This window comes from Ectothiorhodospira shaposhnikovii (assembly GCF_022227765.1).
GTDB lineage: Bacteria > Pseudomonadota > Gammaproteobacteria > Ectothiorhodospirales > Ectothiorhodospiraceae > Ectothiorhodospira.
Genome location: NZ_JAJMLZ010000006.1, coordinates 75,518 through 93,947 on the forward strand (window position 1 = coordinate 75,518; position 18,430 = coordinate 93,947).

General features: G+C 66.1%; 13 protein-coding genes. 2 read left to right on the plus strand and 11 right to left on the minus strand.

Features of this window, described 5'->3' with window-relative positions; all coding sequences use genetic code 11:
* Positions 1-23 precede the first annotated feature (23 nt).
* The 3 genes from LQD11_RS09425 to LQD11_RS09435 form a co-directional block, all read right to left on the minus strand.
* Entirely contained in the window at positions 24-1,409 is a 1,386-nt protein-coding gene (locus LQD11_RS09425) for a sigma-54 dependent transcriptional regulator (RefSeq protein ID WP_238617318.1), read from the minus strand.
* A gap of 169 nt (positions 1,410-1,578) precedes the next feature.
* On the minus strand, positions 1,579-2,040 hold the full coding sequence (locus LQD11_RS09430; protein WP_238617319.1) for a DUF192 domain-containing protein: 462 nt from the start codon (positions 2,038-2,040) through the stop codon (positions 1,579-1,581).
* A gap of 2 nt (positions 2,041-2,042) precedes the next feature.
* On the minus strand, positions 2,043-2,246 hold the full coding sequence (locus LQD11_RS09435) for a heavy-metal-associated domain-containing protein (protein WP_238617320.1): 204 nt from the start codon (positions 2,244-2,246) through the stop codon (positions 2,043-2,045).
* A gap of 323 nt (positions 2,247-2,569) precedes the next feature.
* On the opposite strand from LQD11_RS09435, the gene ilvD reads away from it, so the two are divergent.
* The gene (gene ilvD, locus LQD11_RS09440; RefSeq protein ID WP_238617321.1) at positions 2,570-4,426 is read left to right on the plus strand and encodes a dihydroxy-acid dehydratase; all 1,857 of its coding nucleotides are present in this window, start codon (positions 2,570-2,572) and stop codon (positions 4,424-4,426) included.
* Positions 4,427-4,477: 51 nt separating this feature from the next.
* Here the strand turns inward: ilvD and LQD11_RS09445 are convergent, their stop codons facing one another.
* The 6 genes from LQD11_RS09445 to LQD11_RS09470 all read right to left on the minus strand — a co-directional run bounded on the left by LQD11_RS09445 (position 4,478) and on the right by LQD11_RS09470 (position 13,569).
* Positions 4,478-5,878 carry an MBL fold metallo-hydrolase RNA specificity domain-containing protein gene (locus tag LQD11_RS09445; protein WP_238617322.1) on the minus strand — a complete coding sequence of 467 codons (1,401 nt, stop codon included), beginning with the start codon at positions 5,876-5,878 and terminating at the stop codon, positions 4,478-4,480.
* A gap of 48 nt (positions 5,879-5,926) precedes the next feature.
* Entirely contained in the window at positions 5,927-9,415 is a 3,489-nt protein-coding gene (locus tag LQD11_RS15695; protein ID WP_338081481.1) for a translocation/assembly module TamB domain-containing protein, read from the minus strand.
* Positions 9,412-11,175 (minus strand): autotransporter assembly complex protein TamA, encoded by a 1,764-nt coding sequence (locus tag LQD11_RS09455; RefSeq protein WP_238617323.1) that lies wholly within the window; start codon positions 11,173-11,175, stop codon positions 9,412-9,414. Before LQD11_RS09455 ends, LQD11_RS15695 begins: the two co-directional genes overlap by 4 nt.
* Before the next feature lie 73 nt (positions 11,176-11,248).
* Positions 11,249-12,154 (minus strand): 30S ribosomal protein S6--L-glutamate ligase, encoded by a 906-nt coding sequence (gene rimK, locus LQD11_RS09460; RefSeq protein WP_238617324.1) that lies wholly within the window; start codon positions 12,152-12,154, stop codon positions 11,249-11,251.
* A gap of 108 nt (positions 12,155-12,262) precedes the next feature.
* Complete coding sequence (locus LQD11_RS09465) at positions 12,263-12,640, minus strand: hypothetical protein (RefSeq protein WP_238617325.1); 378 nt, start codon at positions 12,638-12,640, stop codon at positions 12,263-12,265.
* Positions 12,641-13,089: 449 nt separating this feature from the next.
* A complete protein-coding gene (locus tag LQD11_RS09470; RefSeq protein WP_238617482.1) occupies positions 13,090-13,569 on the minus strand; it encodes an ATP-dependent zinc protease family protein in 480 nt (159 codons plus the stop codon).
* A gap of 89 nt (positions 13,570-13,658) precedes the next feature.
* On the opposite strand from LQD11_RS09470, the gene LQD11_RS09475 reads away from it, so the two are divergent.
* Entirely contained in the window at positions 13,659-15,695 is a 2,037-nt protein-coding gene (locus tag LQD11_RS09475) for a type VI secretion system Vgr family protein (protein WP_238617326.1), read from the plus strand.
* Between the two features lie 6 nt (positions 15,696-15,701).
* On the opposite strand, the gene LQD11_RS09480 is transcribed toward LQD11_RS09475, so the two are convergent.
* Both LQD11_RS09480 and LQD11_RS09485 read right to left on the minus strand, forming a co-directional pair.
* Positions 15,702-16,745 (minus strand): ABC transporter ATP-binding protein, encoded by a 1,044-nt coding sequence (locus tag LQD11_RS09480; RefSeq protein ID WP_238617327.1) that lies wholly within the window; start codon positions 16,743-16,745, stop codon positions 15,702-15,704.
* Positions 16,729-18,420 (minus strand): ABC transporter permease, encoded by a 1,692-nt coding sequence (locus LQD11_RS09485; protein ID WP_238617328.1) that lies wholly within the window; start codon positions 18,418-18,420, stop codon positions 16,729-16,731. The genes LQD11_RS09480 and LQD11_RS09485 overlap by 17 nt, the downstream gene beginning before the upstream one ends.
* Between the last annotated feature and the right edge of the window lie 10 nt (positions 18,421-18,430).

Below are 18,430 nucleotides of genomic sequence, written 5' to 3' on the forward strand. Positions count from 1 at the left end.
TGGCGCTTGCATGGCTGGGTGATTCAGGGGTGGCTTGACATGGATTCCCGCGTGGGTTCCTGTCCCGATAGCGGGATGTCGTGACGGCGGGCCAGTCGGTAGAGCGTGATGCGCGAGACGCCGAGCCGGCGGGCGGCGGCGGAGACGTTGCCTTCGCAGAGCTGCAGGGCGTCCTGAATGGCCTGGCGTTCCGCGTCTGCACGAATGGCTTCAAGACTGACATGCCTGGAGGCGGTGACCAGGACATCCTCCAGTCCCAGGTCCGAGGGCTGGATGAAGCGATGTTCACAGAGCACCAGGGCCCGTCGGACGCGGTTGATCAGCTCGCGAACATTGCCCGGCCAGCGATGGTCGCGGATGGCCTCCAGGGAGGCAGCGCTGAACCCCTTCACCGGTCTGGCCCGGTCGGTGGAAAACTTGCGGAAGAAATGCCTGGCCATCAGTACGGCGTCGCAGCCCCGCTCCCGCAGCGGGGGCATTTCGAAACGGAGTACGTCCAGCCGGTAGTAGAGGTCTTCCCGAAAACGCCCGGAGTGAACCGCGGCCTCCAGGTCCACGTGGGTGGCGGCAACCACCCGGACATCCACCTTTTCCTCATGGTCGCTGCCCACTTTCTGAACCGTCTGGTTTTGCAGGAATCGCAGCAGGGCTGCCTGGACTTCCAACGGCAGATCACCGATTTCGTCAAGAAACAGCGTGCCGCCATTGGCTGCCTGCACCCGGCCCGCGCGGGCCTTGTGCGCTCCGGTGAAGGCGCCGCGTTCGTGACCGAAAAGTTCCGACTGGATCAGGGAAGCGGGAACGGCGGCGCAGTTGATGGCCTCAAAGGGGCCGTCAGCCCGAGGGGATTGGTCATGGACCGCTCGGGCCGCCAGCTCCTTACCGGTCCCGCTCTCCCCGGTGATGAGTACCGGGGCGCTGACCCTTGCCACTTTGGCAATGGTGCGCATCACCTGAAGCATGGCCGGGCTTTCGCCGATCAAGGGGCTGTCTTTGAGCTTGACGGAGATGGGAGGGGGGGTGTGGAGCAGCTGGGCCATCCCGGCGGCATGACCCAGGACGACTTGCAGGCGATAAGGGTCGATGGGTAGAGAGTGAAAATCATGGCAGCAATGACGCAGCAGTTCCCTCACTCGGGTTTCCCACAGCAGGGTGGGTTCCACCAAGGCGACCCATTCGGTGTCGCTGTGGCGGCGCAGAAATGCCTCCAGGTCCGGCAGGAGCGCCTGGGTGGATGCCTGCAGAAGGAATGCGCCGACCGGGACATGCTCCTGAGTCAGAAACGCCTCTGCCTCTGCCACGGTGGTGGCTGCCAGCACGCACCAGTGACTGCCCAGCGGCGGTGGGCTTGGGGCATGGGAACAATCGATCCAGAGCAGCCGGTGATGGGATTCTCGGCCTGAGTCCATAATGGTACTCCCCCGCTATGTCCCTTTCCGTGGCGTATGATGACAGATACAGCCCTGTTAACTATGCAATAGTTGAGCCATTTATTAAATTTTATTCATTACAACGACTTATAGTGCCGCCTTGGGAGGTGGTTCTTTTTTTGTAAAGTTTTACGACGGTTTTGGCCGATCAACGGGGCAATTCGGCCACGGCCTGCCCGGGGTGAATCCCGCGATCCTCGAACCATCCCTGCCGCATCTCCAGGGCATAGCGGACCGGGCCGGCGGAATGGTGCAGGGTTCGACTGTGGGGCTGCATTCGGGCGATGTTCAATATCCGCCCTTGCTCGTCGATGAAGGCGACCGACAGCGGCAGGGGCGTGTTGAGCATCCACATGGCCACCGGCTCGGGCTGTTCCCAGACGAAGAGCATGCCGTGGTCCGGGGGCAGGGACTCCCGGAACATGAGTCCGCGGGCGCGCAGGGGGGCGGTGTCGGCCACTTCGGCGGTCAAGGGATGGTCGCCGATGCGCAGGGAAATGACGGCCGGGTTGGCCGATGCCGCCGCCCCGTGCCCGTCCTGCTCCTGGGCGGGCAGGCAGGCGGTGATCAGTAGCAGTGTCGACAGCAGCGCCAGGAGTCGCTGGGACATGTTCATCCGTTTTTTTCCGGGAACCCCAGTTCGGTCAGTCGCTCGACCAGGGTGTCCCGCAAGGCCGGGTCGGCGTCCACGGTGACGGCGCCCGTGGCCACGTCCACGTCCACCTGTCCGACGCCGGGCAGTTGTCCCAGGCCCTTTTTGATGCTGTTGGCGCAGGCGCCGCACTGGATGTTGCCGAGAGTGAGGGTGATGCTCATGGGGTGGATCTCCCTAATTGGATGGTGCGGGATTTGGGGGATGTGTCTGAACAGGTCATTGCCTTGTTTAACAGGATATCGCCTGGTTTGAAAAGGTTCCCCCCGTGGGTCATTCCCCCTCTATGGGTCATTCCTCTCTATGGGTCATTCCCGCGAAAGCGGGAATCCAGCAGTGCTAAGGACACCCTCTGGACTCCCGCTTTCGCGGGAGTGACGGGTAAACGGGAGTGACGGGTAAGCGGGAGTGACGGGTAAGCGGGAGTGACGGATAGGTCAGTGGAAGGTGTAAACTGTACGGTCTTGGCAGCACTTCGGAGTTCACCATGCCCCAGTACAGATCCCGTACCTCCACCCATGGTCGCAACATGGCCGGCGCCCGCGCCCTGTGGCGCGCCACCGGCATGAAGGACGGCGACTTCGGCAAGCCCATCATCGCCATCGCCAACTCGTTCACCCAGTTCGTCCCCGGTCATGTGCATCTCAAGGACCTTGGGCAACTGGTGGCCCGCGAGATCGAGAAGGCCGGCGGCGTGGCCAAGGAATTCAACACCATCGCCGTGGACGACGGCATCGCCATGGGCCACGGCGGCATGCTCTATTCCCTGCCGTCCCGGGAGTTGATTGCCGACGCGGTGGAGTACATGGTCAATGCCCATTGCGCCGATGCCCTGGTGTGCATCTCCAATTGCGACAAGATCACCCCCGGCATGCTCAATGCCGCCATGCGGCTGAACATCCCGGTGGTATTCGTCTCCGGCGGCCCCATGGAGGCGGGCAAGGTGACCCGGGGCGAACAGGTCATCAGTCTGGACCTGGTGGACGCCATGGTGGCCGCCGCCAACCCCCAGGAGAGCGACGAAACCGTGATGGAGTACGAGCGCTCCGCCTGCCCCACCTGCGGTTCCTGTTCCGGCATGTTCACCGCCAATTCCATGAACTGTCTCACCGAGGCCCTGGGTCTGTCCCTGCCCGGCAACGGCTCCTTGCTGGCGACCCATGCCGGGCGCCGGGAGTTGTTCCTGGAGGCGGGGCGCCTGGTGGTGGATCTGGCCCGGCGTTACTACGAGCAGGATGATACCTCCGTGTTGCCCCGCGCCATCGCCACCCGTGAGGCCTTCGAGAATGCCATGAGCCTGGACATCGCCATGGGGGGCTCCACCAACACCGTGCTGCACCTGCTGGCGGCGGCACAGGAAGGGGAGGTGGATTTCACCATGGCGGACATCGACCGCCTCTCCCGCAAGGTGCCCAACATCTGCAAGGTGGCCCCGGCCACCCAGCAGTATCACATGGAGGACGTGCACCGGGCCGGCGGCGTGCTGGCCATCCTGGGGGAACTGGATCAAGTGGGGCTGCTGCATCGGGACGTGGCCACCGTCCATAGTCCCACCCTGGCCGATGCCCTGGCACGCTGGGATGTGGCCCGCAGCGATGCCGCCGAGGCCCATGAGCGTTTCCTGGCCGCCCCCGGCGGTGTGCCCACCCAGGAGGCCTTTTCCCAGTCCCGGCGTTGGGACGCCCTGGATCTGGACCGGACGGGTGGGTGCATTCGTTCAGTGGCCCATGCCTATTCCCAGGATGGCGGGCTGGCGGTGCTCTACGGCAATCTGGCCCCGGAGGGCTGTATCGTCAAGACCGCCGGCGTGGACGAGAGCATTCTGAAGTTCTCCGGTCCTGCCCGGGTGTTCGAAAGTCAGGACGATGCCGTAGCGGCGATCCTGGGGGATCAGGTGAAGGCGGGGGATGTGGTGATCATCCGTTATGAAGGCCCCCGCGGCGGGCCGGGGATGCAGGAGATGCTTTACCCCACCAGTTACCTGAAATCCAAGGGGCTGGGCAAGGCCTGTGCCCTGGTGACGGACGGCCGTTTTTCCGGTGGCACCTCGGGTCTGTCCATCGGGCACGTGTCGCCGGAAGCCGCCGAGGGCGGCAACATCGGTCTGGTGGAGGAGGGGGATATCATCGAGATCGATATCCCGGCGCGGGTGATCCGCATTGCCGTGGAGGATGCGGAGCTTGAGCGTCGGCGGGTCGCCATGGAGCAGCGGGGCGGAAAGGCCTGGCAGCCGGCGGATCGGCAGCGGGTGGTGAGCCAGGCACTCAAGGCCTATGCCCTGATGGCCACTTCCGCGGCCCGGGGGGCGGTGCGGGACATTTCCCAGTTGCAGGTGAAGCGGTAGGTTTGGGAGAGAAGGGTCGGGGATGGGGGGCGGACCCAGCCCCTCCCCCGGCTAAAGGGTGATCGTTTCCTCGTACTCCGGTACCCGGGCATCGATGCCATGCGCCTTGCGCAGCAACTCGGCCAGGGCATCCCGGGCCTGGGGTTCTCCGTGAACCATGTAGAACACCGGTTTGCCCTTGAAGCCCTTGGCCCAGCCCACCAGCTGACTCTGCCCGGCATGGGCGGAAAAACCGCCCAGGGTGTGTATCCGGGCCTTGACCGCCACGTCGCTGCCCAGCAGCTTGACCCGCTCCACGCCGTCCACCAACATGCGTCCCAGGCTGCCCCGGGCCTGGAAGCCCACGATCACCACGTGGTTCTGCTTGCGCCACAGGTTGTACTTGAGATGGTGGCGGATACGCCCGCCGGTGCACATGCCGGCACCGGCGATGATGATGGCCCCGGACTTGATCCGGTTGATGGCCATGGACTCTTCCACCCGACGGGTGAACTGAAGGATCGGCAGTGACGCTTCCAGGGGTTCCCCGGAAGCCTGACGGAGTTTCTTGAGATCCTTGCCGTTGAGGGCGTTGCGGCGCCTGGCATAGAGCTCCGTGACCTGAATGCCCATGGGGCTGTCCAGAAAGACCTTCTGCTGGGGCAGGCGGCCCTGGTGGTAGAGCATGCCCAGGTGGTAGAGGATTTCCTGGGTGCGTCCCACGGCAAAGGCGGGGATCAGTACGTTGCCGCCATCCCGGTCCGCCTGGGCCAGGATCTGTGCCAGTTCCTCCAGGGTATCCGCCAGCGGACGGTGATCCCGATCACCGTAGGTACTCTCCATGAGCACCACGTCGGCATGTTCCGGTTGGGCCGGTGTGTGCATCAGTGCCGAGTCCGGGTTGCCCAGATCTCCGGAAAATACCAGGTGCCGCTTGCGTCCACCGTCATCCAGGATCAATTCCACAATGGCCGAGCCGAGTATGTGACCCGCGTCGCGGAAGGTCAGCTGCACGTTCGGGGTCACGGACTCCGCGCGACCGTAGGGCTGGGGCCGGCAGAGTGCCAGGGTGGCGTCCACGTCATCCTGGGTGTAAACGGGTTCAAGCAGGGGCTTGCCTGCCCGTTCCCGCCACTTGTTCTCCCATTCGATGTCCTTGGACATGACGTGAGCGGCGTCCCTGAGCATGATTTCCAGCAGTTCCAGGGTCGAATCGGTGCAGTGGATGGAGCCCTGAAAGCCGTCCCGTACCAGCTTGGGCAGCAGGCCGGCGTGGTCCAGGTGTCCGTGGGAGAGAATCACGGCATCCAGGGTCCCGGCCAGGTGAGCGAGGGAGCGGCGGTTGGCCTTGTCGGCCTCGGCACCGCCCTGCTGAATGCCGCACTCCAGCAGCAGGCGGTTTTGCCCGACTTCCAGCAGATAGCGCGAACCGGTGACTTCGCCGGTGGCGCCCAGGAAGGTCAGCTTGGACATATTTTCGGATTCCCGTGGTGTTGGTGGATCGAGGCTGCGCCGGCCGGCTCACCGCTCCCGGCGAAAGATCAGGTCCATGCTCTGGGAGTCGGTGCTGGATCTGGTTTCCAGGCTCAGGGTCCGGGAGAGCTGATAATTGAGCATCACTGTGGAGCTCTGTTGGAACAACCCCATCGCATAGCGCAGATACAGCCTGGGGGAGAGATAGCGTCCCATCATCAGGGCGGCATCATCCAGGTCCGTGCCGGTGTCCACCGCGAATTCGTCCAGGCCCAGTTGCCGGCCGATACGGTCGGTGATGAAGGCGCCCCGTTCGATACCGAACATGGCAATGGCCGAGGCAATGGCGCCGGCGTCCGTCTCGCTGCCACCGGACAGGGGGCGACCGGTGACCAGAAAGGCGAGGGCTTCGCTGTCTTCCATCGTCGGATCGGAGAAGACCCGTGAACGGGGTTCCTCCAGGGTGCCGATGATTTCGATGCCCACCAACACGTCATGAACCGGTATGCGACGGGAGGCCCTTAGATTAAGGCCGGGGTTTTCCGGTGGTCCCTGGAACAGGAGCACCCCGCGCTCCACGGTCAGATCCTGGCCATAGGCCCTGTAGCGCCCTTCATCCACCCGCACTTCACCGATCAGTCGTGTGGACATCCCCGGCGTCTCCTGAACCATCATGTTGCCGCTGAGTCGCGCCTCCAGGCCGAAGCCGCTGATGCGAACCTGGTCACCCAGGATCAGGCGTACCCGGGCGATCACCTGAAGGGGCAGAGTTTCCTCGGCATCGGTATCGAGGATGATCTCGTCCCGGGACACCGAGACCGCCTGCTGAGGCAGCTCCAGCAGGGTGAGGGTGGCCTCGGGAATGGTCAGGTCGCCCCGGACGATGACCCGTTCACCCAGCACGGTGACGCGGAGGTCCGGGCTGATCAGCAGGTCCACGTCGGGACGGCGCGCCGCCTGGAAGCGATCACCCCGGATGTTCAGGTTGACCGGGTAACGGTTGTCAGGGTCCAGTTGGACATGGCCGTCCAGGGTCAGGCGCCCGGGGCCGGAGCGCACGCTGCCATCCAGTACCAGGCGTTCCGTTCCGTCGTTGCGGGCGGTGAGGGTCAGTTCATCCAGGGTGATGCCCAGGTCCGGAACGTCCATGCGGCCATCGCTCAGGGTGATCCGGCCATCGATCAAGGGATTGGACAGGGTGCCGGCCAGGTCCACGTCCGCGCCGATCCGGCCCGCCGGTTCCCGGATCTGGGGTGCCAGCATCTCCAGCCAGCGCAGTTCCGTCAGGTCTGCCCGGGCATTGCCCGCCAGGGTCAGTTCTCCGTCCGCCCGGGGCCGGGCAGCGACTTGGGCGCTGACGGTGCCCCCCTCCAGAAAGCCGAACTGCAGGGCGGCCTCGACGTCCCGGTCTTCGATCCGCAGATCCACCCGGGCCTGCTGGTAGGGGATGATCTGCTCATCCCCCTCCAGGCCCAGTACACGAAGATTGCCGTCGCCGGGCAGGATCCGGGCCTCCAGTTGCAGCTGTTGATCCAGGCGCAGGTCGGCCCGGGCATCCAGGTAGCCGTCCAGCCGCAGATTCGGCGGCAGTAGCGGCGCCAGACCATCCAGGGCCAGATCCGACAGGGTCAGTTGGCCCCGGCCACCGTCGCGGTCGGACCAGGTGCCGTCCAGACAGAGGCGGGCCTCGTCCTGCAGCAGGCAGAGCTGTCCCAGGGCGGCGTTGCTTGCCGAAGCCTGCAAGGGGACGGGGGCTTCCAGCTGCCAGGCGCCCGCCAGAGGCTGATCCAGGTTGAGACGGGTGAGGCGGCCACGCCAGTCCAACGGGTCAGTGGCCGTCAGACTGCCTGCCAGGCTCAGGCCCAGTCTGCCCTGATCCGCATCCAGATCCAGACGGATCCGGTGGTCATCACCCCGACCCTCACCCGCCAGGGTCAGGCGTGTCAGGTTCAGGGCCTCACCCAGGCGCAGGGCCTCGACGCTCAGGTTCAGTGCCAGGGGGCTTTGCGGTGAAAGGCCGGCCCGCAGGTCCAGGTCCATCCGGCCCAGGGCCAGATCGTGGTAACCCATGCCCTGGCCCTGGGCCGTGGCGGTGATCCGCGGACTGTCCAGCGGACCCTGGACCTGGCCGCGGGCCTGCAAGCGGCCGGTGAGTCCGGGCCACAGGCCCGGCAGGTCCGGTGCCTGCAGATCAAAGGCCAGGTCCAGACGCTCGGCGACCTCGCCCCTGGCATCGAGACGGTTATCTCCCACAGCCAGTTGCAGGCCCGGGGATGTCAGACGGTTGCCGGCGACGTCGATCCGGCCCTGACCGCGCACGGGGAACTCCCGCAGGGTGCCGGACAGCTCCCGCAGGTCCACCCGGGTCACGACGCCCAGGGTGTCGTCCAGGCGGCCTTCGCTGCCCAGTGCCAGCTGCAGCCGGCCTGGCAGATCGGCGACAAACCGGCCGGGCTCCAGGTTCCGGCCCCGAAGATCCAGGACCCAGGACAGGCCCTCGTGCCAGTCGATCCGGCCGCTCAGGTCCAGGTCACCGGCTTCGCTGCGAATTGAGAGCGGCGCCGGGCGCAGGGTTCGGGTATCCCCTTCGGCGTTCAGGGTCAGGGCCAGGGAGGGCCATGGGTCCAGGGTGACGGCGGTGTCCAGGTCCAGGACATAGGCATCGGGTCGGCCCCGGGTCACCAGTCGGCCTTCCGCCACGGACAGGATCTGGTCTTGCGCCAGGGTGACCGTGAGGGCCTGCCAGTGGTGGGTCAGGTCCAGGACCAGGTCGGTGACGGGATCGTGGATATCACCCTCGGTGACCAGGCTCAAGGGGGCAAAGACCTGGTGGCGGAGTGTCAGTCGGGCCAGGTCTCCCTGGGTGACGAGTTGCCCCCGGGCCTGATCGGCGTCGGGCAGGAACTCACCGGCAGCCTCGGGCAGGGGCAGATGCCAGTCCACCCCCAGTTCCATCGGGTAGGGCAGGGCCAGTCCGATGTGACCCGCGGCCAGGATGTTGGCGAGGGGGCTGTCCACGGCCAGGCGGCGGATCAGTACCCGCGCCTGATCCAGATGCAGGGACAGGCGCAGGCTGTCCACGATCAGCGGTTCGGCCTCGGGGTCGGTGCGAAACCGGATCTGCCGGATGTGGCCATCGGACAGGTTCACCACCACCGGCATGGGGATCGAGTCGGGCAGGCTGAAAGGCGCGTCGGCGGGCGGGGCATCCGGGTCCGGGGTGAGGGTCAGGTCCAGCTCCGCCGCCTGCAGCGTGAGAACCTCGACTCGCAGTCCGGTCAGCGGCAACAGGGCCACCCGGGCCTCCAGGTGGGCCAGCTCGGCGGTGAGGGCGTCGTGACGATACCGGACATCCCGGGCGGTCAGACCCTTGAGCAGATTGCCTTCCAGGTGCCCGATTTCCAGTTCTCCGGGGATGAAGCCGCCACCCACCTGCGCCAGTAGCCGGGCGCCGGAACCGGTGCCCACCAGAAAGGTGAACAGGGTGAACAGCAGCAGAACGATCAGCAACAGTGCCGCAAGAAGACGCCGGATCACAGATCCATTCCCATGGTCAGGTGTAGACGGAAGTTGTCATCGCCGTCGATGGGATGGGCGATGTCCACCCGGATGGGGCCGATGGGGGAGCGCCAGCGTACCCCGGCACCGATCCCGTAGCGGGCATTCCATTCATTGAGATCATTGAATGCGTTGCCGCCGTCGGCAAACACGGCCACGCTCCATTGTTCCGCGAACGGGTAGTCCATCTCGATGCTGCCGCTGGCCATGTGGCGGCCGCCGATGATGTCGCCGTCGTCGTTGGTGGGACCCAGTTTCTGGTAGCCGTAGCCGCGCACACTGTTGTCGCCGCCGGCGAAGAAACGAAGGGAAGCGGGCAATTTGGCGAAGTCCTGTACGGCGGTGGTGCCGGCATCGGCCCGTAGCAGCAGGCGTCCTTCTCCCAGGGGCATGATATACCTGGCGCGGCCGGTAGCCTGGGCGAAGCTGATCGAGGACAGTAGATCCTCGGAAGCACCTCTGAGACTGAAATTCAGGCGCCAGCCCTGGCGAGGGAAGATGGGATGATCCGCCTGGACACGGGACATCTGGAATCCGGGCATCAGCAGGGTGGTGCTGTCGCGAACGTCTGCTACTTCATAGTCTTCGCGCTCGAATGTCAGGGACCGGGTCTGGATCCAGCCGGAGGGGAGTTGTCGCAGATGGGCGATGCCCAGACTATAGATGTCGCTCTCGGAGGTGTCGGTGTTTTCGCTCTGATAGCCGGCGGTCAGGTTGATGCGTTCCCGGGCCGGGTCACCCAAGGGGATCTCATAGCCGATCCCTACCTGGGTATTCACCGATGAGACTTCCAGTTCGGCGTGATAGCGGTGGCCGGCGCGGTTGGCGCGATGGTTTTCCACCCCCAGGCGCACGCGCGGTCCCTTGTCGGTGCTGGCCCCGACCCCTGCCAGGTAAGACCACTTGTTGCGTGGGGTCAGGGTGACGTGAATGGGGACCTCCAGGTCCTCTGCCTCATCGGTGCGGGGGTCCACGCGCACGTCGCTGAAATAGCCGCTGTTCATGAAGGCCTGCTGCATACTGATCAGGCGGCGACTGTCATAGACATCCCCCTGTTCGAACGGGATGAACCTGCGCACCAGCCGGTCATGAAAGGTGTCCTGCTCCAGCGTGACCGGGCCCAGGAAATAGCGGGGGCCGCTCTCCAGATGGATCACCAGATCCGCTGCCTGTTCCCGGATGTCCACCCGCATCTGACTGGTGGTGATGCGGGCATCCAGATAGCCCCGTGCCGCCGCGTGGCGGTTGAGATTGCCCTTGATCTGCTCGTAGCGGTCGTGGCGCAGACGGTCGCCGGGACGGATGGGAGGAGATTGGACCAGGTCGGCGAAGGTGGGATCCTGTTCCGCCTCGCCGATGATGCGGATGTCCAGGTTGCGGACCCGTACCGGGGGACCGGGTTCCAGCTCCACGTCCAGAGACCAGCAGGCCTCGTCGCGACGGAAGTCCAGGCTGAAGCGGGGCTCGTAATAGCCCAGGGCTCGCAGGGCGCCGCGGATTTCCCGGTCGGCGGCGCGCAGCAGGGGGCGTTCCCGCCATTCGGGAAGATCGCATCCCTCCCGGGCCAGGCCCAGATGGGCGCGAATGTTGTCCGTGATCTCGTCACCCACATCGGAGATGCGGATGCGGGGCTCAGCCCCCAGGACCAGGCCGGGGAGCAGGCCCAGCAGGAGGATGAGGGCGGACAGCGGGCGCCTGATCGGGGCATGGCATCGGGCAGGCGGGTGATGGGCAGTCATCAATGACGGCGTCCTGAGTCTTGTTTCCCTATCAGGTTAGCCGCAAAGGTCGCCGTTCGGGAAGGGGCTGGGTTCAGCCTTTGCCTCGGGTGCGGGTCCTGTGGGGCTTGCCGTTCTGCTCAATGAACTGGATGATGCGGCCGGCCACATCGATGCCCGAGGCGGTTTCGATCCCCTCCAGGCCCGGACTGGCGTTGATCTCGATCACCACCGGGCCGCGGTCGGAGCGCAGGATGTCCACACCGCAGACATTGAGGCCGACGATCTTCGCCGCCCGTACCGCCGTGGCCCGTTCCTGGGGGGTGAGTTTCACCGGTTCCGGGGTACCGCCCCGGTGCAGGTTGGAACGGAATTCCCCCTCCTTGGCCCGGCGCATCATGGACGCGACCACCTTGCCGCCCACCACGAAACAGCGCAGGTCGGTGCCGCCGGCCTCCTTGATGAACTCCTGCACCAGGATGTTCTGGCGCAGGCCCATGAAGGCCTGGATGACGCTCTCGGCGGCCTTGCGGGTTTCCGCCAGCACCACCCCCACCCCCTGGGTGCCTTCCAGCAGCTTGATCACCAGCGGTGCGCCTTCCACCTCCCGCAGCAGGTCGTCGATGTCGTCCGGGGAATGGGCAAAGCCGGTGACCGGCAGGCCGATCCCTTCCCGGGACAGCAGTTGCAGGCAGCGCAGTTTGTCCCGGGCGCGGCTGATGGCCACGGATTCGTTCACCGGAAACACCCCCATCATCTCGAACTGGCGCAGCACGGCGGTGCCGTAGAAGGTGATGGAGGCGCCGATGCGGGGGATCACGGCATCAAAACCGGTCAGCTCGCACCCCTTGTAGTGGATGCTGGGCTTGTCGGAGGTGATATTCATGTAGCAGCGCAGGGGGTCCAGAACCTGGACCTGATGTCCCTGGGCCTTGGCGGCCTCGACCAGCCGGCGGGTGGAATACAGGCGGGAGTTTCGCGAGAGAATGGCAATTTTCATGCAGGGCTTCAGGCTTGGAAAAGGCGGGCCAAGCTTGAGGCTTTGCACGGGCTTGGGCAAGGGGGGAAAGGCCCTTCTTCCCCGACGGGGAAGAAGGGCGGGACAACATCAGCCCATGGCCTGCTGCCGGGGGGAGCGGCTGCGGCGGTGGTTCAGGATGACCACCACGCCCTGCCGCTTCACTTCCGGCAGGGACTGCACGATGGCCCGGCCCAGGGGGCGGGGGAGCTGTTCGAACAGGCGGGCCACCGTATAGGTGGGCAGCCCCCCGGCCAGACGAATCGCATCCTTTTGCGAGATATCCAGCAGCACCCGGATCTGGGACTGTTCAGCCAGCTTCAGAAACCGCAGGCGCGCCGCGCCGTATTCTCCCATCCGCACCGCCGTACCCACCGTCTCCAAGGCCGCATCGGTCCACGGCAGGGCGTGGATGGCGTCGTTGGCCGCTTCGAAGGGGGTGGCTGCGTTGTTCATCAGATTGTTCATGTCTACTTTTCCTTCCTGCCCCCGGGGGCATGCTGCAAGGGTATCCGGTTGGGTTCGTGAACCGGTTTCGGGTGGAAGTCATGACACGACGGGAAGAAAAGCCGCATGAACCCCTAACGAAAAACACCGCCCTGGTGGCGGCTGTGATTCATGCGTAAGTTGGGGGGCTCCCGTACGTGCCCTGGATGGGGTTCGGCGCGTCGGGACCGGGAGCCCCGGACGGTCAGATGACCGTGGCGGGGAACTCGTCTCGACGGACGCTGCACCACACCCATGCCGGACCCGAAATGGTCGTCACGCGTGTGCAAGTTGTACAGCAACTGTCCATACGAACACGAAGTCCTCTGTGGCCTGACATGTGCCCCCGGACACGGCCGGGAACGGGCGCAAAGATACCCCTTCGGCAGCGATTTTTAAAGCCCTTCGGGGCGCATTTTTACAGTTTTATTTCATGGGGGCCGATCGGCCCCGGCACGGGGCTCGCCGGCCAGCCAGGAGGCGGTGGAATCCACCAGATAGGCGGCGCATTGCAGGGCGTTGCGGCCCAGCAGCATGCGAAAGCTCATGGTATCCCGGTTGGTGAGGGTGATTTCCACCGCATGGGTCCGTTCGCCGATGATGATCGGGGTGCGGATCACATAGCGTTGCTGGCGGTGACCGCCGGAGTCGGTGACCACCCGCCGGTCCGCCACCGGGGCCTGGCAGTCCACCACCACGTCCCGCCGTCGTCGCAGGGGATGCACGCCGAAACGCACCCAGGGCTGTCCGTCCCGCGTAAAGGGTTCCACGTAAAAGGCGTGCAGGGCGCAGGTGCGGGCGCCGGTATCCACCTTGCAGGTGATGCCGGCCAGCCCCAGATCGGGGAGGGCGATGCGTTCCCGCCAGCCCAGGCGGGGTTGTGCATCGGTGGGAGGACTCGGGGTGTTCATCATTTTGCGCGAAGTCGGTTGATCCGGTGATGCGTTCAGGAGGATCATACAACGCAATGCCCGTCCCATCGTCGGCAAGGAGGCTGACCATGTCCAGAGCCTTACCCTGTCTGCCTGTCCAGGCCCGTCTCGTCATTGCCGGTCGATCCCTGCCGGTGATGTCGCTGCGGGGTTCGGAATCCCTCAGCGGGGTCTGGCGGGTGTTGCTGGAGGTCATCGGGCCCGGTGTCGAGTATCCGGGCAGGCTGGGTGCCCCTGCCCGCCTGGAAGTGTCCGATGCACACGGCGCCCGCAAGGTGTTCGACGGCATCCTGTGTGCGTGTGGTCCCGTCCCAGGGTTGGATGTCACCTGGGCTGCCCCCCATCGTTTTCGCGTGCTGCTGCGCTCCCGCCTTTACCGGCTTGCCCTGACTCGGCGCACCCGCCTGTTCAGCGATCTGAGTCCGCCCGATCTGGCGGAACGCCTGTTGGCGGCGGCGGGAGTTCGCCTGCAGAGTGAACGGCTGATGCATGCCTACCCCCGTCGCGCCGGCATCCTGCAGGCCGACGAGTCGGATCTGAGCCTGTTGAATCGGGTGCTGGCCAGAGCGGGCATCCATTGGCATGTCACTTCGGGACATGGCCTGGAAACGCTGGTGCTGGTGGATGATCCGGCCGGGCTGACGCCGGCTGCACCCACGGAGTGGACCTGGCGGGGTCAGTCCGGCGGTTGGAGCCGGCAGCCGCCCGGCGTGCTGTCCGTCCATGAACGGATCCGTCCGGTGCCGGGCTGTTTCACCGTCACCGGACGACTGGCGGACGGCCGTGCCTACCGTGCCTCGGCACTGACCGGCCGCGGAGAGGGGGTGCAGGACCGGATCGGGTATGGGCTGCATACGGTGGAGGCGCTGGACCACCGCGCCCGGTTACTGGCGGAGCGGGCGTGTTGCCGGCATCGCACCCTGGCGCTGGAGACCACGGTTCTGGGGCCCGGGGCGGGCGAATGGGGCAGGCTCGGGGATATCCCCGGCCGTTCCGCCCTCGAGGGGGCCTGGCTGGTGACGGCCGTGCAGCATCATGCCATCGCCGGGGACGACGGTCGGCTCAACTATCTGGGCCGGATGGCACTGGCACCCCGGGATCTGCCCTGGCGGCCACCGGAGCCCAGGCGTTCCTGGACGGTGCCGGATCTGTTGCCGGTGGAGGTGGCGGGCGGCCCGGGGCCGGTCGCCGGGCCGCGGCTGGATGGCGTCGGGCGCTACAGGGTACGGCTGGAGGCGGAAACCGATCCGGTGTCCGTGACGCCGTGGCTGGATCGCATGATCCCTTACGCGGCCCCACCCGGGACCACGGGATCCGCCGGCGGCTGGCATGCCCCCTGGCATCCCGGGCAGCGGTTGATGCTGGTCTGTCTGGGAGGGGATCCCGATGGCTTTGCGGTCCTGGACGGGGCCTTCCCGGATGCCCGCCATCCCTCGCCCGTCAATGGGGAATACCCGGCCGCCCATCGTTATCAAACCCCGGGCGGGCTGACTCTGTTGATGGATGATCACCGGGATGCGCCGGTGCTGCGCCTGCATACGGCGGGTGAACGGCACTGGCTGTCACTGGAGGCGGGGACGGAAGGGCACTTGCTGTCCCTGGTCTGTCGGGAGGGCGCTCTGATCATCCGCGCCGGGCGCTGTCTGCATGTGCGCGGTGGTGGCGACATGAACACCCGCATCGGTGGCGGGCAAGTGGAGCAGGTCCGTGGTTCCGTGCTGCGGCAAGGCGATGGGCACATGCAGGTCCGGTCCGCGAAGGGGTTGCGGGCCTCGGCCGGGGGAAATCTCTCGATGACGGCCCGGAAGGATCTTCGCGTTCGGGCGGGCAGGGAGGTGCGCCTGCTGGCCGGAGGGGATCTGGTGCTGCATGTGGCCCATGGCGGGCTGCAATGGCGAGTGGCGGGGGATCTGCGGGTCATGGCTGGCCGGGGACTCAGGATCGAGCCCCTGGGCACGGCACCGATCCGGATTCGGACCGGTGGCGGCGGCATCACCCTCCTGCCGGGCGCGGGGCAGGTGCTGATCCACGGTCGGGGCGTTCGCCTGAGCGGGCGCAAGCTGGATCTGTGGGGCACCGTGGATACCCGGGTGTCAGGGGCATGACCCGGTTCAGCGGGGAAAGATCACCAGGTGATTGAAACCCAGCTTGAGGGGAATGCGTTCTCCCAGGGCGTAGTTCTCGTGGGAGGGGGCCAGGCACAGTACGGTGTCGCCGCTGCCCAGACGCAGGGTGTAGAGGAAATTGGCGCCGCGGAAGGCCTTGTCGGTGACCTCGCCGAAGATCCTGCTGCCGTCATCGGGCAGGATGTCGTCGGGGCGGACCAGCACGTCCACCGGATCGCCGGGTCGGCAGGCCTCCGGGATCATGCCGGTGATGGCCCCCAGCTCGGTCTCCACCTCGTGCTCGTTGAGTACGGTCCCCGTCAGCATCTTGCCCTGACCGATGAAATCCGCCACGAACCGGGCCGCGGGCTTGTGGTAGAGGTTGTAGGCGGTGTCCCATTGCAGCACCCGGCCGGCGTTGATGACGGCGATGCGGTCGGCAAAGGCAAAGGCCTCGTTCTGGTCATGGGTGACCAGCATGGCGGTGATGTCTTCCTGCTTGAGGATGGCGCGGACCTCCCGGGCCAGGCCCTCGCGCAGTTCCACGTCCATGTTGGAAAAGGGCTCGTCCAGCAACAGCAGCCTGGGTCTGGGCGCCATGGCGCGGGCCACGGCGATGCGCTGCTGCTGCCCGCCGGACAGGGCGTGGGGGTAGGCCGGGCCGTAGTCCGGCAGGCCGATGAGCCGCAGCAGCTCCGTGACCCGCTCCCGCCGGGCCCGGCTGGACTGGCCGCGGATGCCGAAAGCGATGTTTTCCGCCACCGTCAGATGGGGAAACAGGGCGAAATCCTGGAACACCATGCCCACCTGACGCCGCTCCGGGGGCAGAGTCCAGCCAGCCTGGCTCACCACCCGGCCGTCCAGCAGCACCTGCCCCGCACTCGCCGGCTCGAAACCGGCGATGGTGCGCAGCAACGTGGTCTTGCCGCAGCCGCTGGGGCCCAGCAGGCAGCCGATGACCCCCTTGTTCAGGGCGAGGCTGACGTCGTGGACAACGGTGGTACCGTCATAGCCCACGCTGACGTGGTCGATTTCAAGCAGGCGTGTCATGTCCGGGTCTGGAACGGCTGATGGTGCGGCTGATGAGGATCACCGGGATGATCCCCGCCAGGACGATGGCCAGGGCCGCGCTGGCGGAATCCGCCAGCCTCTCGTCCGAGGCCAGCTCGAAGGCGCGCACCGCCAGGGTGTTGAAGTTGAAGGGGCGCAGTATCAGGGTGGCCGGCAGTTCTTTCAAGACGTCCACGAACACCAGCAGGAGCGCGGTGAGCAGGCTGCCCCGCATGATGGGCATGTGGATCTTGCTCAGGACCTGCCGGGGTGGGGTGCCCAGGGAGCGGGCGGCATCATCCATGGACGGCTTGATCTTGGCCAGGCCCGCCTCCACCGTCTGCAGGGAGACGGCCAGAAAACGCACGCAGTAGGAGAACACCAGGGCCACCAGGGTGCCGGAGAGGATCAGGCCGGTGGAGATGCCGAAGGCATCCCGCATCCAGCCGTCGATGGTGTTGTCGATCCAGGCAAAGGGCAGCATCACCCCCACGGCAATGACCGTGCCGGGGATGGCGTAGCCCATTCCGGCCACCCGCACCGCGCCGTTCACCGGCAGGGAGGGGCGCAGCCGCTTGCCGTAGGCCAGCACCAGGGCCAGGGCCACCGCCAGCACGGCGGCGATGGCGGCCAGGGAGACGCTGTTCCACACCAGGCCCAGGAACTCCGGCCGCATCCACATGTGCGGGGTGCGCAAGGCCCACTGCAGCAACTGTCCGGACGGAATCACGAAGCCCAGGATGATGGGCAGGGCGCAGACCACCAGGGCGCCGGCCAGGTGCACGCCCCGCAGCCGGTAGCGAGGCAGACGGGAATAGCGGGCACTGGTGTGGTGGAAACGGGCGCGGCGTCGGGAATAGCGCTCCAGCACGATCAACACCAGCACGAAGGTCATCATGATGCCGGCCAGCTGGGCGGCGGCGCCCGGGTCACCCAGGCCGAACCAGGTGCGGAAGATGCCGGTGGTGAAGGTGGGAATGCCGAAATACTGCACCGTGCCGTAGTCTGCCAGGGTCTCCATCAGGGCCAGGGACAGGCCGGTGATGATGGCCGGTCGGGCCAGGGGCAGGGCCACGCGACGAAAGCCCGCCCAGGGGCCGGCGCCCAGGGTGCGGGAGACCTCCAGCACGCAGACGGACTGTTCCAGGAAGGCGGCGCGGCTGAGCAGGTAGACGTAGGGGTAGAGCACCAGGGACAACATGATGATGGCCCCCGGCAGGGAACGGATCTGGGGGAACCAGTAGTCGCCCCAGCCCCAGCCGGTCCACTCCCGCAGCTGGGTCTGTACCGGGCCGGCGAAATCGAGCATGCCGGTGTAGGTGTAGGCGATGATGTAGGCCGGCATGGCCAGGGGCAGCAGCAGTGCCCACTCGAACAGACGTCGACCGGGGAAATCGCACATGCTCACCAGCCAGGCGGTGGGGATGCCGATCAGAAGGACCCCCACCCCCACCCCCGCCATCAGGATCAGGGAATTGGTGACGTAGTCCTGCAGCACGGTCTGGCGCAGATGCAGCCAGACGTCGGAGGCCGGGATGAAGACATGGGCAAAGATCACCAGCACCGGCAGGGCCAGGATGGCGGCGATCAGGGGGACGCCCAGGCTCCAGGCATCGGGACGCTTGAGACGGCTTGACGAGAACCACCCTTGTCGGGATACCGGGTCAGTCCTCATGGGGTCGTCG